General features: G+C 67.1%; 22 protein-coding genes. 9 read left to right on the top strand and 13 right to left on the bottom strand.

From position 1 onward, the window contains the following. Window positions 1-6: 6 nt before the first annotated feature. Both LZC94_37525 and LZC94_37520 read right to left on the bottom strand, forming a co-directional pair. Window positions 7-384, bottom strand: coding sequence for a hypothetical protein (locus tag LZC94_37525; protein ID WXB13532.1), 378 nt, complete (start codon window positions 382-384; stop codon window positions 7-9). A gap of 592 nt (window positions 385-976) precedes the next feature. Next, window positions 977-1,924, bottom strand: a complete 948-nt coding sequence (locus LZC94_37520; protein WXB13531.1) for a hypothetical protein — start codon at window positions 1,922-1,924, stop codon at window positions 977-979. A 115-nt stretch (window positions 1,925-2,039) separates the two neighbouring features. On the opposite strand from LZC94_37520, the gene LZC94_37515 reads away from it, so the two are divergent. The 4 genes from LZC94_37515 (at window position 2,040) to bioD (ending at window position 5,899) form a co-directional block, all read left to right on the top strand. Then, window positions 2,040-3,014: a TerC family protein gene (locus LZC94_37515; GenBank protein WXB13530.1), complete on the top strand. Its 975-nt coding sequence runs from the start codon at window positions 2,040-2,042 to the stop codon at window positions 3,012-3,014. A 42-nt stretch (window positions 3,015-3,056) separates the two neighbouring features. After that, window positions 3,057-3,782, top strand: a complete 726-nt coding sequence (locus tag LZC94_37510) for a hypothetical protein (GenBank protein ID WXB13529.1) — start codon at window positions 3,057-3,059, stop codon at window positions 3,780-3,782. Between the two features lie 81 nt (window positions 3,783-3,863). Beyond that, entirely contained in the window at window positions 3,864-5,210 is a 1,347-nt protein-coding gene (locus tag LZC94_37505) for a DUF2156 domain-containing protein (GenBank protein ID WXB13528.1), read from the top strand. Continuing rightward, window positions 5,207-5,899, top strand: coding sequence for a dethiobiotin synthase (bioD, locus tag LZC94_37500; GenBank protein WXB13527.1), 693 nt, complete (start codon window positions 5,207-5,209; stop codon window positions 5,897-5,899). Before LZC94_37505 ends, bioD begins: the two co-directional genes overlap by 4 nt. Here bioD and LZC94_37495 read toward each other — a convergent pair. Genes LZC94_37495 through LZC94_37480 form a run of 4 tightly spaced genes read right to left on the bottom strand, consistent with a single transcriptional unit; the run spans window position 5,848 to window position 11,946 of the window. After that, complete coding sequence (locus LZC94_37495; protein WXB13526.1) at window positions 5,848-6,264, bottom strand: hypothetical protein; 417 nt, start codon at window positions 6,262-6,264, stop codon at window positions 5,848-5,850. The genes bioD and LZC94_37495 overlap by 52 nt on opposite strands. Beyond that, complete coding sequence (locus tag LZC94_37490) at window positions 6,261-9,401, bottom strand: efflux RND transporter permease subunit (GenBank protein ID WXB13525.1); 3,141 nt, start codon at window positions 9,399-9,401, stop codon at window positions 6,261-6,263. The genes LZC94_37495 and LZC94_37490 overlap by 4 nt, the downstream gene beginning before the upstream one ends. Next, window positions 9,398-10,597 (bottom strand): efflux RND transporter periplasmic adaptor subunit, encoded by a 1,200-nt coding sequence (locus LZC94_37485; protein ID WXB13524.1) that lies wholly within the window; start codon window positions 10,595-10,597, stop codon window positions 9,398-9,400. The genes LZC94_37490 and LZC94_37485 overlap by 4 nt, the downstream gene beginning before the upstream one ends. 23 nt (window positions 10,598-10,620) lie before the next feature. Next, window positions 10,621-11,946, bottom strand: coding sequence for a TolC family protein (locus LZC94_37480; protein ID WXB13523.1), 1,326 nt, complete (start codon window positions 11,944-11,946; stop codon window positions 10,621-10,623). Between the two features lie 203 nt (window positions 11,947-12,149). Here LZC94_37480 and LZC94_37475 point away from each other — a divergent pair, with 203 nt between their 5' ends. Next, a complete protein-coding gene (locus LZC94_37475) occupies window positions 12,150-13,670 on the top strand; it encodes an ATP-binding protein (GenBank protein ID WXB13522.1) in 1,521 nt (506 codons plus the stop codon). Then, the gene (locus LZC94_37470) at window positions 13,660-15,072 is read left to right on the top strand and encodes a sigma-54 dependent transcriptional regulator (protein ID WXB13521.1); all 1,413 of its coding nucleotides are present in this window, start codon (window positions 13,660-13,662) and stop codon (window positions 15,070-15,072) included. The genes LZC94_37475 and LZC94_37470 overlap by 11 nt, the downstream gene beginning before the upstream one ends. Here the strand turns inward: LZC94_37470 and LZC94_37465 are convergent. Then, window positions 15,053-16,618 carry an asparagine synthase C-terminal domain-containing protein gene (locus LZC94_37465; protein ID WXB13520.1) on the bottom strand — a complete coding sequence of 522 codons (1,566 nt, stop codon included), beginning with the start codon at window positions 16,616-16,618 and terminating at the stop codon, window positions 15,053-15,055. The genes LZC94_37470 and LZC94_37465 overlap by 20 nt on opposite strands. A 549-nt stretch (window positions 16,619-17,167) precedes the next feature. On the opposite strand from LZC94_37465, the gene LZC94_37460 reads away from it, so the two are divergent. Further along, on the top strand, window positions 17,168-18,184 hold the full coding sequence (locus LZC94_37460) for a hypothetical protein (protein ID WXB13519.1): 1,017 nt from the start codon (window positions 17,168-17,170) through the stop codon (window positions 18,182-18,184). Window positions 18,185-18,199: 15 nt separating this feature from the next. After that, entirely contained in the window at window positions 18,200-18,667 is a 468-nt protein-coding gene (locus LZC94_37455) for a diguanylate cyclase (protein WXB13518.1), read from the top strand. A gap of 55 nt (window positions 18,668-18,722) precedes the next feature. Here LZC94_37455 and LZC94_37450 read toward each other — a convergent pair whose 3' ends face one another. The 5 genes from LZC94_37450 to LZC94_37430 all read right to left on the bottom strand — a co-directional run bounded on the left by LZC94_37450 (window position 18,723) and on the right by LZC94_37430 (window position 22,128). Next, window positions 18,723-19,115 (bottom strand): hypothetical protein, encoded by a 393-nt coding sequence (locus LZC94_37450; protein WXB13517.1) that lies wholly within the window; start codon window positions 19,113-19,115, stop codon window positions 18,723-18,725. 223 nt (window positions 19,116-19,338) lie between these two features. Then, window positions 19,339-20,100: a bifunctional 2-polyprenyl-6-hydroxyphenol methylase/3-demethylubiquinol 3-O-methyltransferase UbiG gene (gene ubiG, locus LZC94_37445; GenBank protein WXB13516.1), complete on the bottom strand. Its 762-nt coding sequence runs from the start codon at window positions 20,098-20,100 to the stop codon at window positions 19,339-19,341. Then, window positions 20,067-20,528 carry a hypothetical protein gene (locus tag LZC94_37440; protein WXB13515.1) on the bottom strand — a complete coding sequence of 154 codons (462 nt, stop codon included), beginning with the start codon at window positions 20,526-20,528 and terminating at the stop codon, window positions 20,067-20,069. The genes ubiG and LZC94_37440 overlap by 34 nt, the downstream gene beginning before the upstream one ends. Then, window positions 20,525-21,649 (bottom strand): hypothetical protein, encoded by a 1,125-nt coding sequence (locus LZC94_37435; GenBank protein WXB13514.1) that lies wholly within the window; start codon window positions 21,647-21,649, stop codon window positions 20,525-20,527. Before LZC94_37435 ends, LZC94_37440 begins: the two co-directional genes overlap by 4 nt. A 74-nt stretch (window positions 21,650-21,723) precedes the next feature. Next, window positions 21,724-22,128, bottom strand: coding sequence for a hypothetical protein (locus LZC94_37430; GenBank protein WXB13513.1), 405 nt, complete (start codon window positions 22,126-22,128; stop codon window positions 21,724-21,726). 331 nt (window positions 22,129-22,459) lie between these two features. On the opposite strand from LZC94_37430, the gene LZC94_37425 reads away from it, so the two are divergent. Next, on the top strand, window positions 22,460-24,292 hold the full coding sequence (locus LZC94_37425; GenBank protein ID WXB13512.1) for a protein kinase: 1,833 nt from the start codon (window positions 22,460-22,462) through the stop codon (window positions 24,290-24,292). Here LZC94_37425 and LZC94_37420 read toward each other — a convergent pair. Continuing rightward, window positions 24,282-25,769 (bottom strand): hypothetical protein, encoded by a 1,488-nt coding sequence (locus LZC94_37420; protein WXB13511.1) that lies wholly within the window; start codon window positions 25,767-25,769, stop codon window positions 24,282-24,284. The genes LZC94_37425 and LZC94_37420 overlap by 11 nt on opposite strands. Between the last annotated feature and the right edge of the window lie 68 nt (window positions 25,770-25,837).

Below are 25,837 nucleotides of genomic sequence, written 5' to 3'. Positions count from 1 at the left end.
GCTATTTCATTTCGCCAAACACGAGAGGCCCAAATAACAGCACTCGCCGGTGGCGCACCCGTTGTCGCACTGCTTCAAGTCACCCTGGAGCACCGCGCGATCGAACTCGAGCTTGTACTTCGGATTGAGCAAATGGCAGTCGCCCGCTGTATCGGGTGCGCCATCGCGGCCCGCATCGGGGGCTGCTGCATCGAGGCCCGCGTCGCTTTTATGAGACAAATCGATGTTGATGCAAATGTCGCCCTCGATCAGGCACCCGCCCGCGCCCAAGGTTTGAGGCGGACGGGGAGGCTCGTTCTTCGAGGAGCCGGACTCCGAGCAAGCGGCGATGCTTGCCAAAGCCACGATGGCGAGCGGCGCCGCGATTCGAAATGAGGATATCATCCGCGGCCCTCCGAGACATGAGACGGCATGGGCCATGTGGATGAGCAACGGTGGTGCCAACGGCTTCGTGCGACGTCAAAGGACCTTGCGCGTGAATCCGATGCAGGATTTTCCCGATTCGAAACTGAACCGCTGCGCGCGCTTGAAGATGCGATCCATGTGGGGTGGCGCAAACGGCCACCACGGATCGGTGTTGCGGACAACACCCCAGTGTTGCCCGGAAGCGCCCAGGAGGTGCGCACCCCACGGCGCCGCGTCGAACGTTTCGCGTCTACTCCGCGTGCGCCCAACGCTCCACGTCGAACGCTCAACGCGCCAACGCGCAACGCGAACGAGCACAAAAAGAAAAAGGCACCACGCAAGGCCCGGGGGGGGAGAGCCGTCTACGTGATGCCGACCGACGTATTAGCGAGGCTCATGCCAGCCAAACATGTTCGTTATTTTCGAGAAATTGCGATCGTGCCCGCTTCGAAACGTTGCAAGGTTGCGATCGCGCCTTTCACTTTAGAATCTTACAGCCGAGGAAGCTGCGCATCCGAAAGGGCGATTGGCTCCACGACACCGCACCGGCACGTACATGAGCGCAAAGCGTTTACGGCGAGCCGCGCCGTGAGGAAGCGGGGTCGGACGGCGCGCGCGGCTCCAAGAGCCATCTCCATGACTCGCTCACCGCCCGCGCGACCGGGCCGTCGTACGCGTGGCCCGCGTCCTTGACGCCAACGATTCGCGTTTGCACACCGGCACGCTCGAGCTGGCCTGAAGCCTTGCGCGCCGAGGGGAAACACCCCGCTTGCCCGCACCCGAACAGGACCTTCTTGCCGCCTGCTGCCGCGAAGCGCTTGGCCGTTTGCTCCGTCCAGGCGTCGTGCCCACCTTCCACGAGCACCAGGCGCTCGTACGGCGTCGTGTCGCTCGGGCGCATGGCGAGCGCGGCGCCGATGATGGCGCCCAAGCTGAATCCCGTGTAGACGATGGGATCGGAGCCGACGTGCGCACCAAACGTGGCGCGCAGCGCCGCGAGGCCCGCGTCGATCTCGCGCTCCAGGGCCTTGCCGTTGGCATACGTAAAACGAATGTCCTTGGGCGATGGCGAGTCGCGGCGCGCGATGCCGCGCGGACAGAGGATGAACGCGCCATCGCCCACGATCTCGCGCCATACCTGGCATTGCCACTCCGGGCGATCGTAGTTCCCATGCGTGGCCAGCACGATGGGCCGCGCCTCCGTCGCACCCCGAGGGACCGATACGACCGCGGGGCCGAATCCGGAGACGTCGAGATCCATGTACGGCCTATCCGCCTCGAGGGGCGCGAGCGCGGTGCTTTTTTCGCCCTTGTCCGTGTCGCGCGTCGCGTCCTTTACGTTTTCGCGCGTCGCGCTCGTATTCCCCGATGCCGCCGACCCCACCGGCCCGCCGCTTGGACCGCCGTCCCGCGCGTCGCGCATCCCAGGGGCATCGGTCGCCGGTGCGTGACCTTGCGAGCGCGCCGAATCGCAGCTGCAGAGGAGCGCCGCGATGGGAACGATTCGCAGCGCCAGCAACGCGCCGCGCCGCGCTCCCCGAAACGACGAACCGGCTCCACGACTGCCACCCTGTGACAAGTTTGCGCAGCGATCCAATGACGACTTTGCAGGGATCCTCGGCATGGCTCCAATCATGCCTGAGACTTCTCCCGTGAGCACGGTTGGCACTCCTTGGATGTGGGCGGGCTTCGTGGCCTTCGTGGTCGCCATGCTCGCGCTCGACCTCGGGGTTTTTCATCGGAAGGCAAAAGAGATCACGGTCAAGGACGCCGCCATCTGGAGCGGAATTTGGGTGCTTTTGGCGCTCGCGTTCGATGGGTTGGTGTTTCTCGTGTGGGGCTACGAGACCGGCACGGCTTTCTTTACGGGGTACCTCATCGAAAAGGCCTTATCGGTCGACAACCTGTTCGTCTTTTATCTGATCTTCAGTGCATTCGCCGTTCCAGTCGCGCACCAGCACAGGCTCCTCTTTTGGGGTGTCATCGGCGCGCTGATGTTGCGGGCGACGATGATTTTCGCGGGCAGCTATGTGCTGGGAACGTTTCATTGGACCGCCATCGTCTTTGGCGCGCTGCTGGTGCTGGCGGGGGTGAAGGTGCTCGTGCGTCCGAACGAGGAGCCCCATCCGGAGAGCGGGCGAATCTTTCGGGCGATCAAGAAGATGATCCCCACCACCGACGCTCCCCGTGGAGCGAGGCTCTTCGCCCGAGATGGCGGGCGGTGGAAGGCCACGCCGTTCTTTCTCGTTCTCCTCCTGGTCGAAGTGACCGACGTCGTCTTTGCCATGGATTCCATTCTGGCCATCTTCGGCATCACCTCCGATCCGTTCATCGTCTTTACGTCGAACTTCTTTGCCGTGATGGGACTGCGCTCGCTGTATTTCGTGCTCGCGAGCATGGCCACGCGGTTCGTTTATCTTCAGCCGGGGCTGGCGTTGGTCCTGGTGTTCGTAGGGGTGAAATTGGCCATCGCCGAGTGGGTGAAGATCCCGCTCCTCGCCTCGCTGGGCGGTGTTTCGCTTTTGCTTGCTGGTTCGATCGTGGCTTCTCTTCTCAAGAGAAAGAAGGAGAGAACACGAAAGCGCATTCCCGAAGAACGGACGACCTGACATGCGCGCGTGCGTGATTATCGTTTGGGACAGGAGATTCGAATGGGTATTCTTGACCGCTTGTTCGGGGGAACGTCGAGTTCCCAAAGGCCCGCCAACTTCGACCCCGGCGCTCCAGCAGCTTCACCCGCTCGGCCAGCTCCGTCAGCTTCAGGAGGAGCGACGAGCGACGAAGATGCGCTCCGGCGCTACCGGTACCTGCTGCGCACGGCGCCACCGGAGGCCATCGAGCAGGCCCACGCCGAAGCCTTTGCCCAGTTGACCCCGGAGCAACGCGCGCAAGCCCTTCGCTCGTTGGCCGAAGCCGTGCCCGAGGGCGAACGCCGCGCCACGCAAAACCAAACCGATCCGCAAGCTCTAGCCCGCATGGCCACGCGTGCCGAGCTCCGGCAGCCCGGCGTCCTCGAGCGCGTATTCGGTGGCGGCGGGATGCTCGGTGGTGGCGGTGGAATGGCCAGCGGAATGGGCGGTGCGTTTGCCGGCAGCCTCTTGGGGAGCATCGCGGGGAGCTTCATCGGCAGCTCCATCGCGAGTCATTTTTTGGGCGGCTTTCACGATGCTTCGCCGTTCGCAAACCTCGGCTCGGACGCGTACGGGGGCGCAGCGCCCGAGGCGGGCTCCCCCGGCTACTACGACTCCCCGGAGTATGGCGCGCCCGGCGAGGACGCATCGGACACGGTTCAAGACGTGGATTACGACGGCATCGCCGACGACGTCGACCCCGGGGACGATTTCGGGGACTTTGGCGACTTTGGCGATGACATCTGAGCGCGTGTTCCGCGGGCAAGAAACGACGGCCGCGGCCATTTGCAGTGGACGATCGGGTCGCGGGGGCCTAAAAACCCCCGCGTGAGATCGCGCGTGCTCACCTTGCTCCGGGCGCACGGCTTCAATCGAACCTCGTTTCAAGTCCTCGAGCTCGGTTTTCGATACTGGTTTTGCGACGAAGGTTGCGTCGCATACTCCGATACGGGGAGCGCATGGGTCGCGGCGGGAGCCCCCATCGCCTCGGATGCTGCGCTCTCCTCCGTCACGCGCGCCTTCATCGCGGCCGGGCGGGCGAGCGGGCGCAGGGTCAGCTTCTTCGCGACGGAGACGCGCCTTTTGGAGGCCGCTGCGCAGGAGCTCGACACGATCCAGATCGGCGAGCAGCCCGTGTGGGATCCCGCGAGCTGGGCGAACATCGTCAAATCGAGCCGCAGCTTGCGCGAGCAAATCCGCCGCGCCCGCGCCAAAGGCGTGGTGGTGCGCCAGCTCGATTCGGTCGAAGTCGCCGACCGTACGCACCCCGCCCGCCGCGCGATGGAGGACCTCATCGCGCGATGGCTCGCCACCCGGGCCATGGCGCCCATGGGGTTTCTCGTCGACGTGCAGCCCTTCGATTTTCCCGAGGAGCGCCGCTACCTGGTGGCCGAACGCGAGGGGACCATCGTGGCCTTCTTGTGCGCGGTCCCCATTTATGCGCGCTCGGGCTGGCTCATCGAGGATTTGGTGCGTCATGTCGAGGCGCCGAACGGCACGGGTGAGATGCTCATCGACAGCGCCATGCGCCTGCTCGCGAGCGAGGGGAGCCACGATGTGACGTTGGGGCTGGCGCCGCTCTCCGGGAGCGTGAACCGCTGGTTGGGCGCGGCGCGATCCATCGGACGAGCCCTTTACGATTTTCGCGGGGTGCACGCCTTCAAGGCGAAGTTGAAGCCCGATCGCTGGGAGCCGACGTATTTGGCATACCCCAAGGGCGCGAGCCCGCTCTTGTCCGTCTATGACGTGCTCGTCGCGTTTGCGCGCGGCAGCCTCTCGCGCTTTGGGCTCGAAACGGTGCTCCGCGGGCCCGCCTTCGTGGTGCGCACCCTCGCCGTGCTGCTCGTTCCATGGACGATTTTGCTGGCGTCGGTGGAGACGCGGCATTGGTTTCCCGCGCCATGGGTGCAGTGGGCATGGGTCGGCTTCGATATCGTCGTCATGTTGGGGCTCTTTGCGCTGTCGTCGCGCTTTCGGCCCCGCCTCGCGCGCCTCTTGGCCTCGGCGATCACGCTCGACGGCATGTTGACCTTGCTCGAGGCGGTGACCTTCAATGTGCCACGCCTTCGTAACCAGACGGACTGGCTGGTCGTCGTGATCGCCTGCCTGGCGCCCATGGGGGCCGCCATCGTCTTGTGGAGTGCGCAGGCAACCCGATATCGTGCTGGATCATGAAGCGAATCTTCATCACCGGGATCGGAACGGGGGTCGGCAAAACTCTGGCCGCGGCGTGTGTGACGGAGGCGCTCAAGGCGCATTACTGGAAACCCGTACAGGCAGGGTTGGACGAGGGGACCGATACGGAGACGGTCAAGTCCCTGGTGTCGAACGCGTTTTCCGTCTGCCACCCCGAAGCGTACCGCCTTCGCGAGCCGGCCTCTCCCCACTTGGCCGCTCGGATGGAGGGCATCACCATCGATCCTGCCGAGATCGTGCTGCAGGCAGACGCCATCCAGCCCCCCGAGGAGGACTACTTGGTCATCGAGGGTGCGGGCGGTTTGCTGGTGCCCTTGAACGAAGATGTCTTCACCATCGACTTGATCCGTGCGCTCCGCGCGCAGGTGATCATCGTGGCGCAGAACTACCTCGGCAGCATCAACCACTCGCTGTTGACGGCGAGGGTGCTGCAGCACAGCCACATCCCGGTCCTGGGGTGGATCTTCAGCGGCGCCGAGCACACCAACGAGGCCGACATCGTACGCTGGAGCGAGCTCCCGCTTCTGGGGCACATTCCCACGGCCTCGAAGATCGACGCGGCCTTCGTGCGCCATCAGGCGCTCCGCCTCGTGGGATCGCTCGGCGAGGCGCTGGATCAGAACATGAGCCGGTATTCCAATCCGCCGTTGTCGCGGCAGCTTCCGTAGCCGGAGCCGCGGGGGTAGCGCGAGAACTCGCACTGGATCACGTGGGCTTCGCCGCACGTGAGGACGAGCTTGCCCAGCTGGGTGCGCTCCTTGGGGCGGTCGATCTCCTCGATGCTGTAGGTGACGTCCCCGGTGACCGAGTCGTAGTTGCCCAAGCACCGTTCACCCGACGGTAGGGTCGCGCTGGCCACACCTCTGTGCTCCGAGGCGTCGTGGAGGGTGATCGCCGTCTGGCTCCCATCTCGAACGCCGTAAAGCCGCCCCGCGTGATCGGCGAAGCAGCCCGCCAATCCAACCGCGAGCGCCGCGACTCCAACTCCGATTCCAAGCTTCCCAGGTGCAAAGGCCCACTTCTTCTGCTTCATGATGCCAACATTCCTTTCGACGTCACTTCGAGCCCGGAGGTTTCGTCGTTGCGCTTGGCAATCGCGGTGAACATCGCGGGTACCAGGAAGAGCGACAGCAAGGTGGACGAGGACAATCCCCCCACCACGGCCAGCGCGAGCGGCTGGTTTGCGGCTGCGGCCTTCTCGAGCCCGAGCGCGGTCGGTAGAAGGCCGATGATGGTCGCGAGGCTGGTCATCGCGATGGGGACGAAGCGAACGCGCGCGGCCTCGAGGATGGCTTCGCGCGCGTCCCCGCACCGTTGAAGGACGCGGTTCGCGTGGTCGACGAGCAGGATGCCGTTCGACACGGCGATGCCGATGACCATGAGCACGCCCATCAAGGCCGTAATCGAGAATCCCTGGCCGGCGGCGAGCAGCGCAAACACGATCCCCACCAGCGCGACGGGGACGGCGAAGAGCATCACGAACGGCAGCCGCAACGATTGGAATTGCGTGGCCATGATCATGAAAACCACCATGATCGCGAGCCCCACCGCGACGCCCAACCCCGAAAAGGTGGTGCGCATCAGATCGATCTGCCCCACGAACGAGAAGGGGACGTCCTTGGTCCGCGGATCCTTCGCCAGTTTCTCCTCGAGCTCGCGCGCGGCGCTCCCGATATCGCGCCCCTCGGTCTGCAGGTAAATGGTCGCGGCGCGCGTGAGCTGGTCGCGCTCGATGGCGATGGGGCCCGCGCCGCGCTCGATATGCCCGTAGGTGCCCAGCGCCACCGCCCCCGAGCCCACGGTCGCGCGGACCGGGAGCGCGGCCAGGGCGTTCGCGTCGCGCACCGCCTCGGGATCGTACGAGGTGACGACGTAATACGATTGGCCATTGCTGCCGTCGACCCATACACCCGGCGTATTGATGTTTCCGAGGGTGCCCTCGAGGGTCGTCTGCGCGACGTCGCGCAGGGACACGCCGACCAGCCCCGCCTCCTGGCGGTTCCCGTCGACCCGTATCTCCGGATAATCGGTTTGAAGATTGGTGTAGATATCACGTATTCCCGGCACCTGGCGCGCCACCTCGGCCACCGCGCGCGAGCGCGCCATGAGCTCGTCCAGGTTCTCCCCGCGCAGCTCGACGACGATGGGGGCCAAGTAGCCATTGGCGAAGACGCTGGCCACCAGACCGCCGGGCGCCTGCAAAAAGTCGACGCCCGGGTAGGCGTGCACGAGGATGCCGCGCATGCGATCGGCGATGTCGCGCTGCGAGAGGGCGCGGTGCGCTGGGTTCGAGAGGGCGAGACGGATGAAGCCCATGTGCGGTCCTGCGTTGGGGCTGTTCATCGCGCTGCGCGCTTTTCCTGGCGTTCCGACGTTGGTGAGGACGAGCTCGACGCTCCCCGGCGGGAGCTCTTGGCGCAGGAGCTTTCCCATCTCGCCCATCTTTCGATTGGCGTCTTCGAGGGACGTCCCCGGCGCAAAACGGACATAGGTGCACTCCATGCCCTCGTCCACCTCGGGAAAGAACGTGGTCGGAAGGCGGGAGGCGGCCCACGCGCTCGCCACCACCAAAATGGTGGCCGCGACGGCGACGTAACCGCGATAAGGGAGCACCGCCGCGAGCGCGCTCACGTACGCCGACGTCACCTTGCCGAGGAGCACCTCGACCCGCTTGGCCAGCGGGCCCGGCTCCGTGTGCGCGTGGCCCAAAAAGTAGCGGCACGCCACCGGGGTGACCGTCATGCTCACCACGTATCCGGCCACCATGCCCGTGGCGACGGTGAGCGCGAGCGGCGCGAAGAGCTTCTTGGCCAGGCCGGCGAGGAGGACGACCGGGAGGAGCACCGCGATGGTGGACAGGGTCGCGGCCAGGGCCGGTATGGCCACGGCGTTCGTGCCATCGAGGGCGGCCTGGAAAGCCGATTTGCCCGCGAGCCGCTGCCGGTGAACGGACTCGAGGACGACCACCGAAATGTCGACGAGCGGGCCCATGGAGAGCGTGAGTCCCCCCAAGGTGAAGGCGTTGAGTGTCTGCCCGCTCACATAGAGAACGATCAGGATGATGGCGAACGAAATCGGAACGGCGACGGCGGCGATGGCCACCGACCGCGGGCTCTGCAAGAACAGCAAGATGACGAGCGCCACCAGGCAGAACGCTTGAACGATCTCCGCCTTCAGACCATGAAACGTGGAGCGCACGAAGGTCGATTGGTCGAAGACGGGCACGATCTTCATGCCCGGCGGTAGATCTTTCATCTCCCCGAGCGCTGCGCCGACGGCGTCCACGATGGCCAGGACGTTCCCGCCGGGGACACGAAGGACGTTGAGGTAGACGGACTCCTCTCCGTCGATGGCCACGCCTTGCGTGCTCGGCGAGCCGCCGTCCTCCACGCGCGCCACGTCTTGGATGAGGACCGGGCGGCCGTCCACCACCTTGACCACCGCCTCTCCAATCTCCGCCACCTTCTTGGGTACGGCGTTGGTGTAGACATTGGCGTCGAAGCCTTTGGCGATGAAGCGGCCCGATGGGAGGAGCGCATTGGCGCGCGCGACCGCCGCGCTGACCTCCGCCCCGGTGATGCCGCGGGCGGATGCGCGCACGGGATCGACCACCACGTTAATCTGCCGCTCACGCCCGCCGTCCGGCGCGGCGCTGGCCACCCCCGGAATGCCTTCGAGGACGGGCTCGATGACATTGGCCGCGTAATCGTAAATCCGCGGTCCCGAGAGGCCGCCGCCGTAAACGGCGATTTGAACGACGGGCGCGTTCGTCGGATCGTATTGGAGCACGAAGGACGGAACGACGCCGAGGCTCTTGGGGACCGACGACATGGCGAACGCCACCTGTTGTTGAACCAGCGTTTGCGCGGAGTTGAGCTCGGTGCCCCATTTGAGCCACACGTAAATGATGCTCAATCCGGCGCGCGAGACGCTCTGCACGTGGTCCACGCCCGGGGTGGCGCTCACGAACTTCTCGAGGCGCCAGGTGATGGTCTTCTCCACGTCTTTGGGGCCCATGCCCGGGACCTGCGTTCCGACCACGAGCACCGGTGGGGTCAGCTCCGGGAACGTATCGACCGAGAGACGGGGCGTGACCACCGCCGAAAAGACGATGAGCGCGATGCACGCCATGAGCACCGCGATGGGGTTGCGCAGCGATGTGCCGGTCATGATGCACCCGGGTCGACTTTGGCGAGGACGCGGTCGCCGTTCGACAAGGCGGCGCGTCCCTCGGTGACCACCAGGGCTCCGGCATGGAGCTCGGGGGCGATGAAGAGGCTTCGGTCCGACTCGCCGAGCACGGGGGCGGTGACGGTGCGCGCTGCTCCTTGCTCGACGAGGACGAGGCTCGCTCGGTCGCCGCGGATCTTGGCGGCGGCGAGGGGGATTTCGAGCGCGGGGGCCGGCTGGCCGACGTCGAGCCCGATCTCGGCCGTGGTGCCCACGGGGATTTCGGCGCCCCTGGGATCGAGATCGACCTCGACGTGAACGGTGCGGGTCGCGGGATCGGCCGCGGGGGAGCGGCGGGCGATGGCGCCGGTGAGGTGCGCGTGGGTGGCGAGGAGCACGATGCGAACGGGGGTGCCGGGGACGACCGCGTCGAAGTCGGTCTCGGGGACGTCGGCCGTCAGCCGGATCACGTGCCGGTCGACCACGGTGGCGATGCTGCTCCCCGGGCGCACGAAGACGCCGGGATCGGCGGCGCGCGTGCACACCTCGCCGTCGAAGGGCGCGCGGAGGATGCAGTCGTTCACCTCCAGCTCTTTTCCGGCGAGCTGCGCTCGCAAGGACGCGAGGTGGTCCGACTCGGCGTTCGTCTGCGCCTGCTTTTGTTCGAGCTCGTTGGGGGCGATGAACCCGCCGTCGAGCAGCGACTGCATCCGCGCCGTTTCGCTGGCCATCGCGCGCTGGCGCGTCTCCAGGGCCCGCGCTTGCAGCGAGGTGGCCCGGTTGGCCGTGGCGCTGCTCCGGCAGTCGAGTGTGGCGAGTACGTCGCCGCGTTTGACCGATGCACCCGGTCGGACGAGCACCGTATCGACATAGGCGGACACCAGCTGGGGGCCGACCTTCGCCTGCACCCACGGCTCCAAGGTGCCGACATAGCGCCGCGTCGGGCGGTATTTCGCCTCCTTCGCCGGCACCACGGTGACGCCTTTTGGCTCGCTCGCGAGCGCGACGCGGTTCGTATGGGCCGCGGCGCGCGCGAGCAGAACGCCGCCGCTGCAGAGGAGGACGAACACCGAGGAGCCGAGGACGATGGGGACGCGCCAATAGCCCATGCCGGTTCGTTTGCCTGTCGCGGGGTTGGCCGGCGCTTTTTCGATTGGCGAATCGTTCACTGTTCCTCCGATCGACGGATCGCTCATGATTTCTCTCATCGACGGATCGCTCACCGTTCCTCCGAAGTGGCTCGCGCCACGGCTGCCCGCGCCATCGCGAGCTGGAATTTGCCAATGGCGAGTTGAACCTCCGCCTCGGTTCGCAAGGTCTCGGCGTCGGCGAGCTCGATGCTGCTCCCGAGGCCCGATTGAAAGCGCGTTTCGGCTTGCGTGTAGTTTGCACGTGCTAGGTCGGCGCCCCGGTTCAGGGCGTCCAGCGACGCGGCCGCGAGGTCGGTATTTTCGTACGCGCGCACGAGCGCGGCCACGGCGCGCTGCCGCGCGACGTCGACGGCGGCGCGGGCGGCATCTTCTCGGCGCTCGGAGGCAAAGGCCTCTGCGCGCACGGTGGGCTCGTAAATGGGCCAGCTGAGGACGATGCCCGCGTCGTAGTTTGGAACGAGCGGCGCGAAGCCATCACCGCTCGGCGTCGGGCCGCTGGAGGCGGGCGCGCCGCCCGCGCGGCCCGAGACGGATCCCGTGAGAAAGAGGCGGGGGCGCGCGCTGGCGTCGATGGCGTTCGTCCGCGCGCGCTGCGCCCTTAGGTCGGCGAGGGCTTCGCGGACGGCCGGATCGCGCTCGTCGGCGCGCGCGACGGCGTCGGGGAGGGAGGGCAGCGGCTCGGTGTCGAATGGTCCGTCGGCGGCGTCGAGCTCCAACTGCTCCGAGCCCACGGCCGCGGAAAAAATGCTGCGCGCGAGCCGCAGCCCGCCATCGGCGCGGATGCGTCCCACTTGAAAGCGCGCGAGATCGGCCTCCGCCCGGGTGCGCTCGATGGGCGGCCTGAGCCCGCTGTCGACACCCGACTTGGCGAAGTCGCGATGCGCGCGCGCCCGCGTCTCCGTGGCCGTCGCCACGTCGAGGACGGCGTGCGCCGCGCGCACCGCGAAATAGGCCTCCGTAACCGCATAAACCGTATCGAGCCGCGCGGTGCGAAGCTGCTCTTGCGAGGCGGCCGCCAGCGCATCGAGGGCCGCCGATCGGGCCGCGGTCCGTCCGAAATCGTAGAGCTGCTGCCGCACGCCCAGCGCCAGCACCGTGGAGGCGTAAGGTTGCCAATCCGGTGAATCGCTGATTCGGGTTCCACCGATGCGCGGCAGGTCCACTGCGGGGTTCGAGAACGGCGTGGTGGTGGAGTTGTTGGCGGTGGAGCCCGCGAGCTCGGCCAGGCCGCCCACCTTCGGCAGCCACGCGGCGCGGGGAACGCCGGCTTCGCTCTGGGCGGCGCGAAGACGAGCGCGCGCCGCGACGATTTGCGGTTGGTGGGCGAGGGCATAATCGATGGCGCGGTCGAGCGACATGCTCTCGGGCGCCGCCGTCGAGGTGGCTGCGCCCACGGCGAGAATTCCAAGTACGGCGAATGGCACGCACCGCGCATCGCAAGCCACGTACCGCTTCGAATCTCCATGTTTTTGCCGCTCGTTCGTGGAGCGGTGGGAATTTTTCCGAATCCGACTAGGATTTTTTCCGAATCGAGCCGATGTCCACGGAGCCTATCCGATACCCAAAGCGATCGCGACGGACACGCATCCTCGTTGCGATGTCGATGGCCGTCGCGGTCGTCGGCGGCGTGGGTCTTTGGGACGCGCAGCAGCAGTCGGAAGCCGCCATCCGAAGCTTGATGCGCGAGGAGCGCCTGCTCGCCGCGTCGCTCGCGGCCAACATCGCGCACGGGCTCGATGCACCTGCGGCGCCTACCGCGCCCGCCGGGCCCGGCGCACCTCCCGTTCCGCGCGAGGCCACCATGCAGCGTGTGCTCGAGCAGGCGCGGACGTTGGAGCGAAACCTCGAGCAAGATGGGCAGCTGGTGGTGCTGGTGCTTCGCCGCGATCGCGGGGGCTTCGTGACCACCGATGGGCGGATCATCGCCAACGATGCGCTGGCGAAGGCGCTGGCCGATCGCGCGGGCGGCATCGTTCTTTCGCGCGACGCCGCGGCGGCCTTTGGTCTGCCGCATCGCTTGGCGGTGGCCGGGCTCGCCGATGTGCCGCGCGATCCCTCGCTGGGGGTGGCCATCGTCCGCTCGGCGCGCGCCGAGCGCGATCGCAGCCGGCGCGAGGAGTGGCGGACGGTTCTCAGCCTCGCCCTGGTCGTTCTTTTGGTGGGCGGGTTCGGCGGCCTGGCACTTTACGAGGAGCGGCGGGAGCTCGAGCTCGAGCAAAGGCTCGCGGTCTCCGCCAGCGAACGGGAGCGGGATGCGCAGCTCGCGCGCGCGAACCGCATGGCCGCCATCGCCGCGCTGTCGACGGGGATCGCCCACGAAGTGGCCACTCCGCTGGGGGTCATCGCGGGGAGGGTCGAGCAGCTCGAGACGTCGCTGCGAGGAAACGAGCGCGCCGAACGCGCCGCGCGCGCCATCTCGGCGCAGGTCGAGCGCATCGATCGGGTCATGCGCGGGTTCCTCGGGCTGGCCCGCGGGGAGGCGCCGCTGCTCACGCGGGTGCGCGCCAAGGCGCTGGTCGAGGACGCGGCGAAGCTGGTGGCGCATCGCTTCGATCGCGCGGGCATTGCCTTGCGGGTCGACGTCCAATCGGCGGACGGCGCCGAGCGCGCGGAGGTCGCGTGCGAGGCTTGGCTCTTCGAGCAGGTGCTCGTCAATTTGCTCGTCAACGCGCTCGAGGCTGCGGGGTCCGCCGGCGGGGCGTCCGCCGTGGAGGTGCGGCTGGAGACCAGCGCCGCGCATGTGGACTTCGTGGTCATCGACGAAGGCGCGGGCATTTCGCCGGGGGTGATCGCGCGGGCCACCGAGCCGTTCTTCACCACCAAGGCGACGGAGGGCGGCACGGGGCTCGGTCTCGCCATCGCGAAGGAAATCGTGGAGCACCACCAGGGCACGATCGTGCTCGAGCGGCGCGCAGACGGCGGGGCCGTTCGGGCCGCGGGGACGCGCGCGGCTGCGGGGACGCCCACCGCGGCGGGGACGCGCGCGGCTGCGGGGACGCGCGCGATGGTGCGATTGCCGCGAATCGTCGAGGGGCTCGAGCACGCGGCGCAGGCGCACCCGTCACCTTCGCCACCCTCGTCATCTTCGAGCTCGGGAGGAGGCCATCATGCCGCGTGAGGCAGCGCAGGAGGGGCAAGCCGCCCGGGAGACGGGCGGACCCGCGCCCCGGGTGCTCGTGGTCGACGATCAGCGCGCCATGGCCGAAATGGTCACCGATGGCCTCGCCGATCACGGCTTCGACGCGCGCTTCGCGCTCACGGCGGAGGAGGCCACCCTGGCCATCGACGAACGCAACTACGATGTACTGGTAACGGATTTGCGAATACCCGGCACGGACGGGCTCGAGCTGCTCGCGCTCTCGCGCGCGAAATCACCCGCGAGCCCCGTCATCGTGATGACGGCCTTCAGCGCGGTGGACACCGCCATCGAGTCCATCCGGCGCGGGGCCTATCACTACGTGACCAAGCCCTTTCGCGTGGAGGAGCTCGCGCTCTTCATCCGCCGCGCGCTCGAGGAGTCGGCCCTCCGGCACGAAGCACGCGCCCTGCGCAAGGCGCTGCGCTCCACGCTCGACAACGTCATCGGCGACAGCGCGGCCATGCGCGAAGTCTTCGACTTGATCCGCCGCGTCGCCGATTCGAGCGCGCCCGTGCTCCTGCTCGGCGAAACGGGGACCGGCAAGAGCCTCCTCGCCCGGGCCATCCACGTCGAGAGCGCGCGCAGCGCGGCGCCGTTCGTGACGGTGAACTGCTCGGCCATCCCCGAGAACCTGCTCGAGAGCGAGCTCTTTGGTCATGTGCGCGGCGCCTTCACGGGGGCGACGGACGCGCGCCTCGGCCTCTTCGCCGAGGCCAACGGCGGCACGCTCTTCCTCGACGAGATTGGCGAGATGAGCCTCCCGCTCCAAGCGAAGCTGCTTCATGTCCTCGAGGTGGGCCGCGTGCGCCCGGTGGGCAGCGACAAAGATCGCAAGGTGGACGTGCGCATCGTGGCGGCCACCAATCGCCACCTCCGCTCCAGCGTGGCCGCGGGCCTCTTTCGCGAGGACCTCCTGTACCGACTCGACGTGATCGCGGTGGATGTCCCTCCTCTCCGCCGCCGCAAAGAGGATATTCCGCGTCTGGCGGCGCACTTCCTCGCCGCCGCCCAATCGCGTCACCCCAAAGCTACCCTTCGCCGCCTTTCGCGTGACGTCATGGATGCGCTCCTGGCCTACGCCTGGCCCGGCAACGTCCGGGAGCTCGAGCACGTCATCGAGCGCATCACTCTTTTGTGCCCCGGCGAGCAGGCTGCGCTCGCGGATCTCCCGAAGAACCTTACGAGCCCAGCCGGCGCGGCGAACCCCGCGCGAGCCGCGGATATGGCATTTGGCGACGAGGTGCTCCCGATTCGCGAAATCCAACGCCGTTATGCGTCGTGGGCGCTCCAAAAGCTCGGCGGCGCCAAAATGGCGACCTGCGAGGCGCTCGGGATCGACTCGAAGACGCTCGCCAAATGGCTCAAGGAGCCGGAGGGATAAACGGGATACGGGGAATCGACGGAAGCGGCGAAATCGACGGAATCGACGCCGTCGCGCGCGAGCGCGCATATCGAACGAAGCCCTCGAGCGCCATGACGGGCCAGAGGTGCACCCATTCGCCCGGGCGCATCCGAGGGTCCTTCGCCTGCGCGAGCGCGGTGCGATGGAACGCCTCGGCGTCGACGAGGCCGAGCTCCTCGAGGTGCACGGGGTGGGTCAGATCGGAGAACGCTTCGAAGCCTCCCGCGGCCGCGAGGAGCTCACGCAGACCCTCTTCGACGTGGGCCTTGTCCGGGCGCAGCCGGATCCGATCGGGCACCAGCCCGCGGATGGCGTGGCGGAACAGGCCGCGCATGCGCCCGCCGAAGAAGAGGTGCTCGAGCGGCAGCCGCATGACGAAGGCGACGAGCTCCGGATCGAGGTACGGATCGATCCGCTTTATGCCGGTCGCCGCCTCGAGCTGCGCGCGCGCGGTCGCGTGGTTCGAGCGCACGCCGTCCGAGGCAAATGAGGCGAAGCGCTCGTCGCATGTCGTGCCGGGAAGGCGCCGCACCGGATCCCGTCGAAGGTGCTCGCGCAGCCGGGGCCCCGCCCAAGACCACGCCGCGCGCACGGCCGCCCATCGACGAAGGCGCCTCACGGGATGGGGGATCCGGCGCGCAAGGGCCGGCGCGACGATGAAGCGCAGGACGCGCTCGAGCGGGTGACAGGGCGAATACACGGGGATATCCAGCGCCCGGCGTGCGGCGGCCAAGGCCCCGCCGCGCTGGCGATGCGTCTCGAGCAGCGCGTACCGGTCGCCGTCGAAGAGCTCGTCGCCGCCTTCCCCGCTCAAAATGAGCTCGACACCGCGGGCGCGCGCCACCGCGCCAATCGCGAGCTCCGCCCCCGCACCCGGGCTGATGACGGGGCATGCGTCCATCACCAGCGCGTCGCGCGTGTACGGTCCGCCCGCCCGCGGCGGCAGCCGAATCGGCACGATGCCCAAGGCCGCAACGAGCTCGCGGAAGTACGGCCGATCGTCCCCCACGCCCCCGTAGTCGAGCGCGATGGCCTCGACCTCGGGCCTGCCCGCGCCGCGCGCCTCCGCGATCGCCGCCGCGAGCAGCCCGCTGGAGTCGACGCCGCCCGCCGCCAGGACCGCGACCCGTTCGGTGCCCGTCAGGGCGCGTTTGACAGCGACCAAGATGAGGCGGCGAAGCTCGTTCGCGGCGTCCTGCTCATCGATCCCGGTGAGCGGCTCGAGGGGGCGCCAGAGTCGCTCCTGGGTGCGCGCGCCCTCCGGCGATACGCGCACCCGATGAAAAGCCGGGACCCGGAAGACACCACGATAAGGCGTCGCCGCGGGATCGCCGTCCTCGAGCGACAGGAGGTCGGCGAGAAAGTCGCCGTCGATGCGCGGACGGTGGGAGAGCTGCAGCAAGAGCGGCTCGAGCCGCGGCGAGACGAGGACACGCCCCGCGTCGCTCGCGTAGTAGATGGCACCGCCGTGGGCGCACGCGTCCGACGTGAGCTCGATCGCACGTGCATAGACCTCGACCGTCACGTTCACACGCTGTTCGGGCGCCGGAGGATGGGAAACTGCCCGAGGCGATCCGGAAACGAAAGTGTTTTGGCAAATGTCACATCGCGCACGCTCCCCAGATAAACCAATTTGGGAGGTACATAGACAGGGCGAGAGACAGCGCGAGCGTTCGGTTCGGGAGCTCGAGGAATATCCGGGCACGTCGGCGCGACGCCCGCGTCGGTCGATTTTCGAGTGTTCGCTTGGGACACGGGAGCCTCCAACTCTGGCATGCGGCGCCCTTCGATGCAACGAAGGACATGATCGTGATTCGGCCGCGCTATGCTATTTTGTTTCCCGGGCAACATGGAGATTGTTCGCCAGCTCGGATGCGCAATCGAAATCGCTTGGCGAAATGTCGATTATGAAAGCGCGAGCTTTCCCGATCTCGCGGCTGAGCATCTGCGAAAGGCCGCGCTTCACCAGCGCACGACCCCCGATACCATTCTCGATTGGGCGCTATCCACGCTCGAGTTCCCACCGCAAGCGGATCCAAAGGGGGAATTTGGAGAGCCGCCGATAACGCTCTTCATGGGGCGCAGGTTTCATATCGATGCGCTCTTCTGGGTCGACAGCGTCACCGAGATTCACCAGCACGCCTTCCGCGGCGCCTTCCAGGTGCTCGCGGGCGGCAGCATCCAGACGAGCTACAGTTTCGCGCGGGAGCGGGTGATCACGGGGGAGCTCCAGGTGGGGCGGCTGCACGCAACCGAGAGCAAGTTGCTGCGCGCGGGCGACGTCGAACCCATCCGGGGCGGAGATCGTTCGATTCATGCGCTCTTCCACCTCATGCGACCATCGGTGTCTCTGGTGGTGCGCACCAAATCGGAGCAGAGCCTCCTTCCCCAGTATTCCTACCTCCCACCCGGCATCGCCTACGACGCGCTTTACAGCGATCCCCATGCGCTCCGCACCGTTCAGATGGCCGAGCTCCTTTGCGCCCTCGACGATCCACGGTTCGAGGAGCGCCTGGTGGGCGCGATCGCGCGCTCCGATCTGCACACCTGCTTTTTGCTGCTGAAGAAGCTCCGCTCCCTCCCCGATCGAAGCCTCTTCGCGCGTCTCGTGGACGCGGCCGCGCAACGCCACGGCGCCATCGCCCAAACGTTCGCCGCGGCGTTCGAGGAAATGGCGCGGCAGGAGTCCATCGTCCACAAGCGCACCCTGGTCAAGGATCCGGAGCTGCGCTTCTTTCTGGCGCTTCTCCTCCACGCGACGTCGCGCCAGCCGATCCTCGAGCTCACGCGCGCGCACGTGCCTCATCGCGATCCAATCGAAACGGTGCTTGGGTGGCTGGTGGCGCTCTCGAAGGTGACACTCAAGTTGCAACTCGGCGGCACGCCGTGGGAGCCGAACGCGTTTGGACTACCCACGTTGGACGACACGATGGTCGACGTCATCCGCCGACGGCTGCGCGGCGAGCCGCTGGCGGCGATCGGCGAACCGCGATTTCGGCAGCTCTTTGCGAGCTTGGGATCGACGTCGATGTTTCGTGGGCTCTCGTTCGACTCCAGGAGTGGGATGGATGGGGCCGTCGGTGGCCGATGACGCTAGACTGGCACGATGGTGTCGAATAGCCGGATTCAGAGCGTCTTGCGTGATTGGTTGCGCCGGTATGGCGCATTTCCTTGCGTTATTTTCGACATCGACGAGTTCAGCGTGTACGCATCGTCGTACGGCGCTGCATCGGCGGCGGCCGCTCTCTCGAAGCTCGACGGCCTTTTCTCCAAACGAGCCGCGGACGCGGGCGGGCATATGCATTTCTTCGAACACGATCGGTTCTTGATTGCGCTGCCTACCCACCGTTACGAAGAATCGGTGACCTGGGCCGAACGATGCGTCGACGCGGTGGGCGAGCTCGACCTCGCGTTCTCCCAACGTGAATCACCCTCGGTCGTCCGCTTGACGGTGACCGCGGCGGTCGTCTCGGTCGAATCGCGAATCGAAATCGAACGATTTGGGCGGCATATGGATGACTTGCTTCGCGATGGCAAATTCACGGGTGGAAATACCGTCATTCGCGACCGATGAATCGAGAGGCATTCACGCGCTTCGCCGGGTCGAACCGCAGCGACGCGACGGGCGGTCAGCTCGCGCCCATCTGGAAATCGACGTGGATGTCCGTGGTCACCCCCGGCGAGACGAACCGACGAAACACGCCGCGCGCACCATCGTCGCTCACGCTCACCAATTCACCCGGCTCCGCGTCCACATAAACGAGTCGCGGTGCGGTGCCGGCGCTGGCTTGGACGAAAATCTTCGTTTGTGCTTCGCCGTCGACGCGTACCGAGTAAACGGCGAGGTCGGGGCGGTTTTTGGGGATAACGGGACCATCGTAAATCACCGTAACGGTCGGCTCCGAGGCGGCGACCACCGCGGCGTCCGAGACCTTGCCGCCTTGGTGGCAGCCGGCGACGCCAGCCACGAGGGCCGCGGGGACGAACAGGGTCGAGAGCAAACGGGCGATGTTGGCGTTCATGATGATTGTCCTTCGCAGGAGAGGTTCGAGAAATTTCAACGCTCCCGATGCGGGGCGCTGTCGATTTCTGCCAACCCCTGTCGCAACCTGCGTGCCACCTCGCAAGCTGCGCGAAATCGAGCCATTTCATGTACTTGTAACCCCATCCCCCACCGTTTCCCGGCGGCCGCGGCCGCGTTCGTGGGACGCGTCCCAAGATCGGGACGGCGCGGGCATCGATGCGTCACCCCACCCGACGTGCGTGCCCCGCATACGCCAGCAAGGTGGAGCGGGTGAACGTAAAGGTGAAGTCGGGCGCCACGACGCCGGTGCGCAGCATGTTCCAGAAGGCGCGTCCCAAGCGCGGCCTCGAACCCACGAATCGAACGGAGTCCATGCCGTGGGCCCGACATGTCTTCTCGAGATCCGCCGGTTTGTGAAACAGGTGGAGCACGTGCATGTCCTTTGGCGTGTTTTGCACGAACCACTCGACGCCTTTGATGATGACGAGCCAGGCGAGCGGATTCCGATTGAACGTATGAAAGACGAAGATGCCGCCGGGGGCGAGGACCCGCGACATTTCGGCGATGACCCGGCCCGGATCGGTCACGTGCTCGAGAAAATCCATGGCGCACACCGCATCGAAGGCGCCGTCGGCGAAGGGGAGCGCGTTGGCGTCGCCATGACGGTAGGAGACGGTTCGCGTGGAGTCATGGGTGCGGGCCACGTCGAGGGCCTCGGCGGCTGTGTCGAGACCGGTCACCCGATGCCCTCGGGCGGCCAGGTAATTCGCCAGAAAGCCTGCACCGCAACCCACGTCGAGGACGGTGCGCGGGGCGGCCCCCAGGGTTTGCTCCTCGATGGTGCGCGCGACCCATGGATTCAAGAGGCGCGACTCGGCTCGAAGCAGCGCGACGGGATCGTCGTCGGCGTCGTACCACCGATCGCCGAGGGCTGCGTAAATGGTATTGTTCACACTGCGGAGCGGGTAGGTGTTCGGTTCCATGGTCCCCAGTAGATCCCTTGGTAGAGTGCGAAGCTCGAGGTGAGCGCGAGCTGAGCTTTCAAAATGACGTTGTTCGGGTCCTCGAGCCACAAGAGGCCGGCCGCGAAGAATGCAATGGGATGAAGCCCGAAGAGGAGCGCGTGAATCCAGCTCTCCTTGGCGCTGCACAACTGCTTGTGCACGAACTCGTCTTTGGTCACGAAGAGACACGATGCGATCGCCAGCGCCGCGTACACCGCGAGCGCGCCCGGCATTTCGGGGCGGCGAAAGACGAGCCATGCGTAGCAGGCGGTCACCGTCAACGTATCGAGCGGGTGCCCGATGCGCTCCCAACGCGGTAAACCTCGGCGGCGATGAAACCACCCTTCGTCGACGCCCATCAAGGCGCCTTGAACGAGGAAGGGGAGGGTCAAGAGGGTCGTGTTCATCGTTTTCGAAAGATGCTCCCGCAGATGGTGAGGCCGGGGCCGAAGGCCAGGCTGACCACGGGGGTTCCCCTCGGGGCGGCGGGATCCTCGAGGACGCGCATCCAAATATGGGGCAGGGTGGCGGAGGACATGTTCCCGAAGTCGAAGAGCACGCCCCGGCTGGCGGCGATTTGATCCTCCCGCAGCTCGAGCAGCCGGCCGACTTCGTCGATGATCTTCGGCCCTCCCGGGTGCACGGCAAAGACGGTTTGGGCGAAGTAGGTCGCGGGGTCGAGGCCGGCTTTGTCGTAGAGGCGCGCTACGAAGGTTCCGAGCGCGCCGGCGATGCGCGTGGGGACGTCGCGCGAGAGGGTCATTTGCATCCCCCAATCGGTCATCACCCACGTCATGGCGTCGGCCGAATCGGGGACGATGGTCTCGGCGAGCGCCAGCACTTCGAACGATGGCTCCTCCGTGGCAGCGGAGAGCGAATAGCGGATGAAGCCATCGGCAAAGAGGCTCTGCACCACGAATTGTTCGGGCGTGTGGGTGCTCGGATCGAGGTGAAGACTGCAAAGCTCCGTGTGCACCACGTCGACCCGCGCGTCGGCCTCCTGCGCGGTATCGTCTGCGAGCACGAAGCCGCGCGCCATCCGAAGCGCAGGGACGGCCGCATAACACCCCATGTGGTAGGCGTGCGTGATGCGCGTTCGCCCGCCCCAGCCACGGCGCGCGACCATCCGTTGCGCTGCGCTCGGCGAGGCGTAACCCGTGCAGGTTACATGGATTAAATCCGAGGGCGCGGCCTCTTCCTGCGCGTACTCGGTCCAAAAGTAGGCCATCACCGTATGGGCGTACCGTCGGTTGCGCGCGCCCATGCCCTTGCCGCGGGGGTTCTGGTGAAGATCGTAGATCTCCCGCGAGGACCAGTCGGTGCTCGTCACGTCGGCGATGGACGAGCCGCGGCGCGCGATGCGATCGGCGCGGCATGCGCAGCGGTCGATCAGCTTCTCGATGTGCCGGCGAAGGACTTCACGCTCGGCGCCTTCGAGCCCGCGCAGCGCCGTCTCGGACGCGACGTGCGCGGATGCGAGCCATGCCAGCGTATCGCTCTGGCGTGTCTCGTACGTGGGACGCGCCATCGAAAATCGATTCAGAAAACAAGGAGCACCAAAAGAACGCGAAGAGCCAGGAGGCAACCGCGCGGGGGTCGAGCTCATTCGTCACCCGATGTCAAAAGAGCGGGGGCTCGTGGAATGGAATGCCCCTGCGGCAACCTGGCGGTGAGGAGCCAACCTGCCACGATGCCGGTTTCGAAAAGGGCGTCCAGCAAATAGACACGCGAGATGCGCCCCTTCGAGACGAATACGATGTCGCAGAGCGCGAGCGCCGTTGCGCTCGAGATGCCCAGAAATGTCGATTCCGAGCGGGCGCGTCCGCGCGCACCGATCGCGAGCGTGGCCCCCACCGCGGCGATGAGCAGCCCGATGGTTTGCGCGAGCCACATATCGCGTTTCGGTCCCGTGACCGCTTGGAACGAGCGCGGGCTCACCACGGGCCAAATGCCCGTTCCAACGAACACAGCGGATTGAACTGCAGCGACGAGTTGCCTTGCATTCATATCGCCTGCAAAGAGCATATGGCGTTCCCAGTTGCGCTCAGCTGCTGCATCCGGCGCCGATCGGGAAGCGCGTTCATCACCCACGTTTCGTCACGGACGAGGCGTGGGATGTCCGCTGGGGCGAACGCGGGCCCGCGCTCCCGACGTTCGAGGCGCGCGAGGCATGCTCGTGAATCCGGAGCCGCCTTCGGACACCGCGTGCAGACTGAGAAGCGCCAAAGCACGGTGGTGCGAGGGCGGCCCACGGGTGGCGCATTCGTCCGAAGCGTCGCGCGCCATCGGCGGGTATTGCATCCCGTGGGCGGTCCCTGGATAGTTCCAAGCTCGTGCGATGATGCGAACCCACCTTTTGACCGCGGGTACCGTCTTGGGGGGCGACTTTACGGTGATGCACCCCCTCGACCGGGGCGGCATGGGGGCCGTTTACGTCGTTTCGCAGCGGAGCACCGAGAAGCTGCGGGCGCTCAAGGTCATGCACAGCGAGATCGCCGCCGATCCGGCGCTGGCCCGGAGGTTCGAGCAGGAGGCGCGCGTGGGGGCGCGCATCGACAGCGAGCACGTGGTGGAGGTCATCGCGGCGGGGACCGATGCGGCGCTGGGGGCTCCCTATCTCGTCATGGAGCTGCTCGAGGGAGAAGATCTACGGCGGCGAATGCACGAGCGCGGCCCCATGGGGGCGGGCACCGTGCGCGCCGTCTTCGAGCAGCTTTGCCATGCGATGGCCGCCGCGCACCTCGCGGGCGTGGTGCACCGCGATCTCAAACCGGAGAATATCTTTCTCGCCAAGTCGCGCAGGGCAGGGGATGCGCCGTTCGTGCTCAAGGTGCTCGACTTCGGCATCTCCAAGCTGGTGCAAGAGGCGCAAACGCGCGCCACCCATGGCACCATTGGCTCGCCGCTGTGGATGGCGCCGGAGCAGACGGCGACCGGCCCGGTGACCGCGGCGGCCGATACATGGGCCCTGGGGCTCATCGCGTATCATCTCTTCACCGGGAGCTATTTCTGGCGTGCGGCCAAGAGCGGCACCACCATCCAACTTCTGCGCGAAATCGTGTTCGAGCCCATTTCGAGCGCCAGCGCGCGCGCCCGCGAAGAGGGGCTCGCGGAGCGATTGCCGCCCGCCTTCGATCTCTGGTTCGAGCGCTGCGTGGCACGCGATCCCGGCGCGCGCTTTCCCGACGCCAAGAGCCTTTGGGAGGCGATGCGCGTTCTTCTGGCCACCCCCGACGCGATGGCGGAGACCTTGGCCGCGCGTCCTCTAGCCGTGCCCGCGCCGCCGCGGTTTGCGTTGGAGACGAGGGACGCCATCCCCTATCCCGCGCCGCGGCCGAGCCCTCCGCCGCGGGACGTGTCGAAGGAGACGCCCATTTCGACCGCGCAGGTCACTCCTCTTCCCACGCCACCGCCGCGCCCTCGCTCGCCGGTGGTCCTCGCCTCCGGGGTCGCCATTGCTCTCGCGGCAACCGTCGGAGGCTGGCTCATCACGCACCGGCCGAATCCAAGCGCGCCCTCGGCCCAAGTCGTTTCACCCGTGGCAAACGCCATATCGGCGAGCACCCCGCCCATCGCGGAGTCGCCTTCGTCCGAACCCTCCGCCGCGCACCAAGCCTCCCCGGCCCCCGAACCTTCCGCGGCCCCCGAGGTCCCGAGGACGGTCACGCCGCACACCTCGGTCCCGAAACCGGTGGCCTCGGCGGAGAAGCCGGCAACCCCAGTCGCAAAGCCCCCCGCCATGGCCCCCACGGGCTCGCCCATGAAGGACGGATTCGCGGACCCCATCGGCCTTGGCCTCAATGGCACCTCCGCGGTCATGACGAAGGTGCAGGATCGCCAGGTGCGGCTGTTTTCGCGCGTCGTCGCGAATGAGAGCAATGTGGCCGACGCGGTCGTTCGAAAGGCCATCGACCATTATCCATGGGGCTATCTCCGCTGTTACGATCGCACCGTCGGCGGCGCCAAGGATCTTCCCGAAGGGGTGGTCACCGTGTCGTTCGACATCCTCGACCAGCTCCCGCGCCATGGAAAGCTGGAAGGATCCACCATCGCCAACGATCCGTTCAACGCGTGCGTGGTGAGCACCCTCCTCGGCCAAACCATCAACGCGGCCGGCCCCGATGGCAAAGGCCGCGTCGTCTATGCATTTCGGTTCAAGGTCATGGATTAGGCGCCACCGCCGCGCGATCCGCCGGCTCGTCCTTCGCGCGGTACAAGCGGAATCCGCCGGCCGCCTCCGCGAAGACGAAGCGCTCGCGGAGCGCCGCGTGGACCTCGGGGGGAAATAGCCCGGGGGCGGGCGAGTCGAGCACCCCGCCCTCGACGACGATGCACCGCGCCTCGCGACGCCGCACGTCGCCGGCCCATGTCTGCACGGGAAAACGCCCGATGCGCGCGAGGTGCTGGGTGGCGAAGGGCGTAGTCACGATATGGCCATCGATCGCGAACTCGATCCCGGGGCGGTCTCCGAGGACGATATCCCCGGGGCGCTCGATGCACGTGGCGCGGGCGCGCTCGAGGAGGGCCACCCGCTGCGGTTCTTTCTCGAAGGCCTCCAGAACGCCGATCGCCGTGGCCGCGAGGAGCCAAATGGCGTGAAAGAAGAGCGCCGCCGAGAACGCGACTTTGGCGCGCGGGGCCAATTCCACGGGCCGCAGCGAGGAGACGACGGCCACCGCGCCCATGGCCGGCTCCATCCAATAATTGGAGGCGCTCCCCCGTTTCCCGAGGGCGAACACCGCCCACGCGAGGCCCACGGCCAGCCCGCCCAAGGCGATGCGCCCCGACTCCGTCTTTCTCTGCGCCCACGCGACTCCGAGGGCCGCGATGGCCGGAAACGCAAACAGCAAACGACGCGACACTTGGTCCCACCAAAACGCGAGGTCCATCCCCTGATCGAGGGTGCGCGTCAGGTGGGCCCACCACTGGCCTTCGCTGACATACCGCAGGCCCAGCACGACCACGACGCTCACCACCAGCCCCGCCGCGAGCGCGCGCATCGCACGGCGCGGCGCCTGGAGGAGCTCGGCCACGCCTGCGCCCAGCGCCAGCCCCAACACGTTGGGCTTCAGCCAAAAGGCGAGCGCAAACAAAACGCCGGAGCGCGCGTCCAATCGACCTGCGCGGACGCCCCGCGCGAACGCATATCCGGCGAGCGCCACGGCCACCGAATCGGGGCGCCCGCACGTCGCAAAGAGGGTGACCACCCAAATGCCGCCCGCCCACGCGGCCGCCACCCACCCCCCGGGGCGAGACGATGGACGGGCGGTGGCTGCCAACGCGGCGAGCGTTCCAAACCAGGTGAGGCCCGCGATCCCCTGGGCCGCCATCACCAGCGAGCCGCCGGGCGCGAGCGAGAGCACCCACGACCAAATGGGCAGATACACCACGTACGCGCGCACCGGAAACGGCCCTTGATCGAACGCGCCGGCGACGGGATCGGTGTAGAGGGGAAGCTTGGCCTGCAGGCGAACGGCTTCGTGCAGCGGCTCGGCCTCCCCATAGAGCAGCACCCGATGACCGAAGAAGCGCACCGCGAACGCGAGATCGAACGCGACGGCCGCGAGCAGAGCGAGCAAGGTGGCCAGTCCGAGGAGCGCGCCGATGCGCAGGAGAACGTCGTTTTTCGATCGCGGGCGGGCTTCCATTCGAACGCGGTTTTTACCCGCATATCCCGGCGGCGAACAGCCGCAACGGCGAGGGCACCCGCCGCGCG

This window comes from Sorangiineae bacterium MSr11954, from assembly GCA_037157815.1.
GTDB classification, from domain to species: domain Bacteria; phylum Myxococcota_A; class Polyangia; order Polyangiales; family Polyangiaceae; genus Pendulispora; species Pendulispora albinea.
The sequence above is the reverse complement of the archived record's forward strand: the minus strand, read 5'-3'. Positions and strand labels throughout refer to the sequence as shown.

What these genes read in the sequence shown, in the direction of transcription:
- LZC94_37450 (WXB13517.1), bottom strand. Translation starts at nt 19,115, where the DNA reads ATGAACGCCAACATCGCCCGTTTGCTCTCGACCCTGTTCGTCCCCGCG.
- LZC94_37430 (WXB13513.1), bottom strand. Translation starts at nt 22,128, where the DNA reads ATGAATGCAAGGCAACTCGTCGCTGCAGTTCAATCCGCTGTGTTCGTT.
- LZC94_37510 (WXB13529.1), top strand. Translation starts at nt 3,057, where the DNA reads ATGGGTATTCTTGACCGCTTGTTCGGGGGAACGTCGAGTTCCCAAAGG.
- LZC94_37490 (WXB13525.1), bottom strand. Translation starts at nt 9,401, where the DNA reads ATGACCGGCACATCGCTGCGCAACCCCATCGCGGTGCTCATGGCGTGC.
- LZC94_37460 (WXB13519.1), top strand. Translation starts at nt 17,168, where the DNA reads ATGGGGCGCAGGTTTCATATCGATGCGCTCTTCTGGGTCGACAGCGTC.
- LZC94_37425 (WXB13512.1), top strand. Translation starts at nt 22,460, where the DNA reads ATGATGCGAACCCACCTTTTGACCGCGGGTACCGTCTTGGGGGGCGAC.
- LZC94_37495 (WXB13526.1), bottom strand. Translation starts at nt 6,264, where the DNA reads ATGAAGCAGAAGAAGTGGGCCTTTGCACCTGGGAAGCTTGGAATCGGA.
- LZC94_37470 (WXB13521.1), top strand. Translation starts at nt 13,660, where the DNA reads ATGCCGCGTGAGGCAGCGCAGGAGGGGCAAGCCGCCCGGGAGACGGGC.
- LZC94_37420 (WXB13511.1), bottom strand. Translation starts at nt 25,769, where the DNA reads ATGGAAGCCCGCCCGCGATCGAAAAACGACGTTCTCCTGCGCATCGGC.
- bioD (WXB13527.1), top strand. Translation starts at nt 5,207, where the DNA reads ATGAAGCGAATCTTCATCACCGGGATCGGAACGGGGGTCGGCAAAACT.
- LZC94_37435 (WXB13514.1), bottom strand. Translation starts at nt 21,649, where the DNA reads ATGGCGCGTCCCACGTACGAGACACGCCAGAGCGATACGCTGGCATGG.
- LZC94_37515 (WXB13530.1), top strand. Translation starts at nt 2,040, where the DNA reads ATGCCTGAGACTTCTCCCGTGAGCACGGTTGGCACTCCTTGGATGTGG.
- LZC94_37485 (WXB13524.1), bottom strand. Translation starts at nt 10,597, where the DNA reads ATGAGCGATCCGTCGATCGGAGGAACAGTGAACGATTCGCCAATCGAA.
- LZC94_37440 (WXB13515.1), bottom strand. Translation starts at nt 20,528, where the DNA reads ATGAACACGACCCTCTTGACCCTCCCCTTCCTCGTTCAAGGCGCCTTG.
- LZC94_37475 (WXB13522.1), top strand. Translation starts at nt 12,150, where the DNA reads ATGTCGATGGCCGTCGCGGTCGTCGGCGGCGTGGGTCTTTGGGACGCG.
- LZC94_37455 (WXB13518.1), top strand. Translation starts at nt 18,200, where the DNA reads ATGGTGTCGAATAGCCGGATTCAGAGCGTCTTGCGTGATTGGTTGCGC.
- LZC94_37525 (WXB13532.1), bottom strand. Translation starts at nt 384, where the DNA reads ATGATATCCTCATTTCGAATCGCGGCGCCGCTCGCCATCGTGGCTTTG.
- ubiG (WXB13516.1), bottom strand. Translation starts at nt 20,100, where the DNA reads ATGGAACCGAACACCTACCCGCTCCGCAGTGTGAACAATACCATTTAC.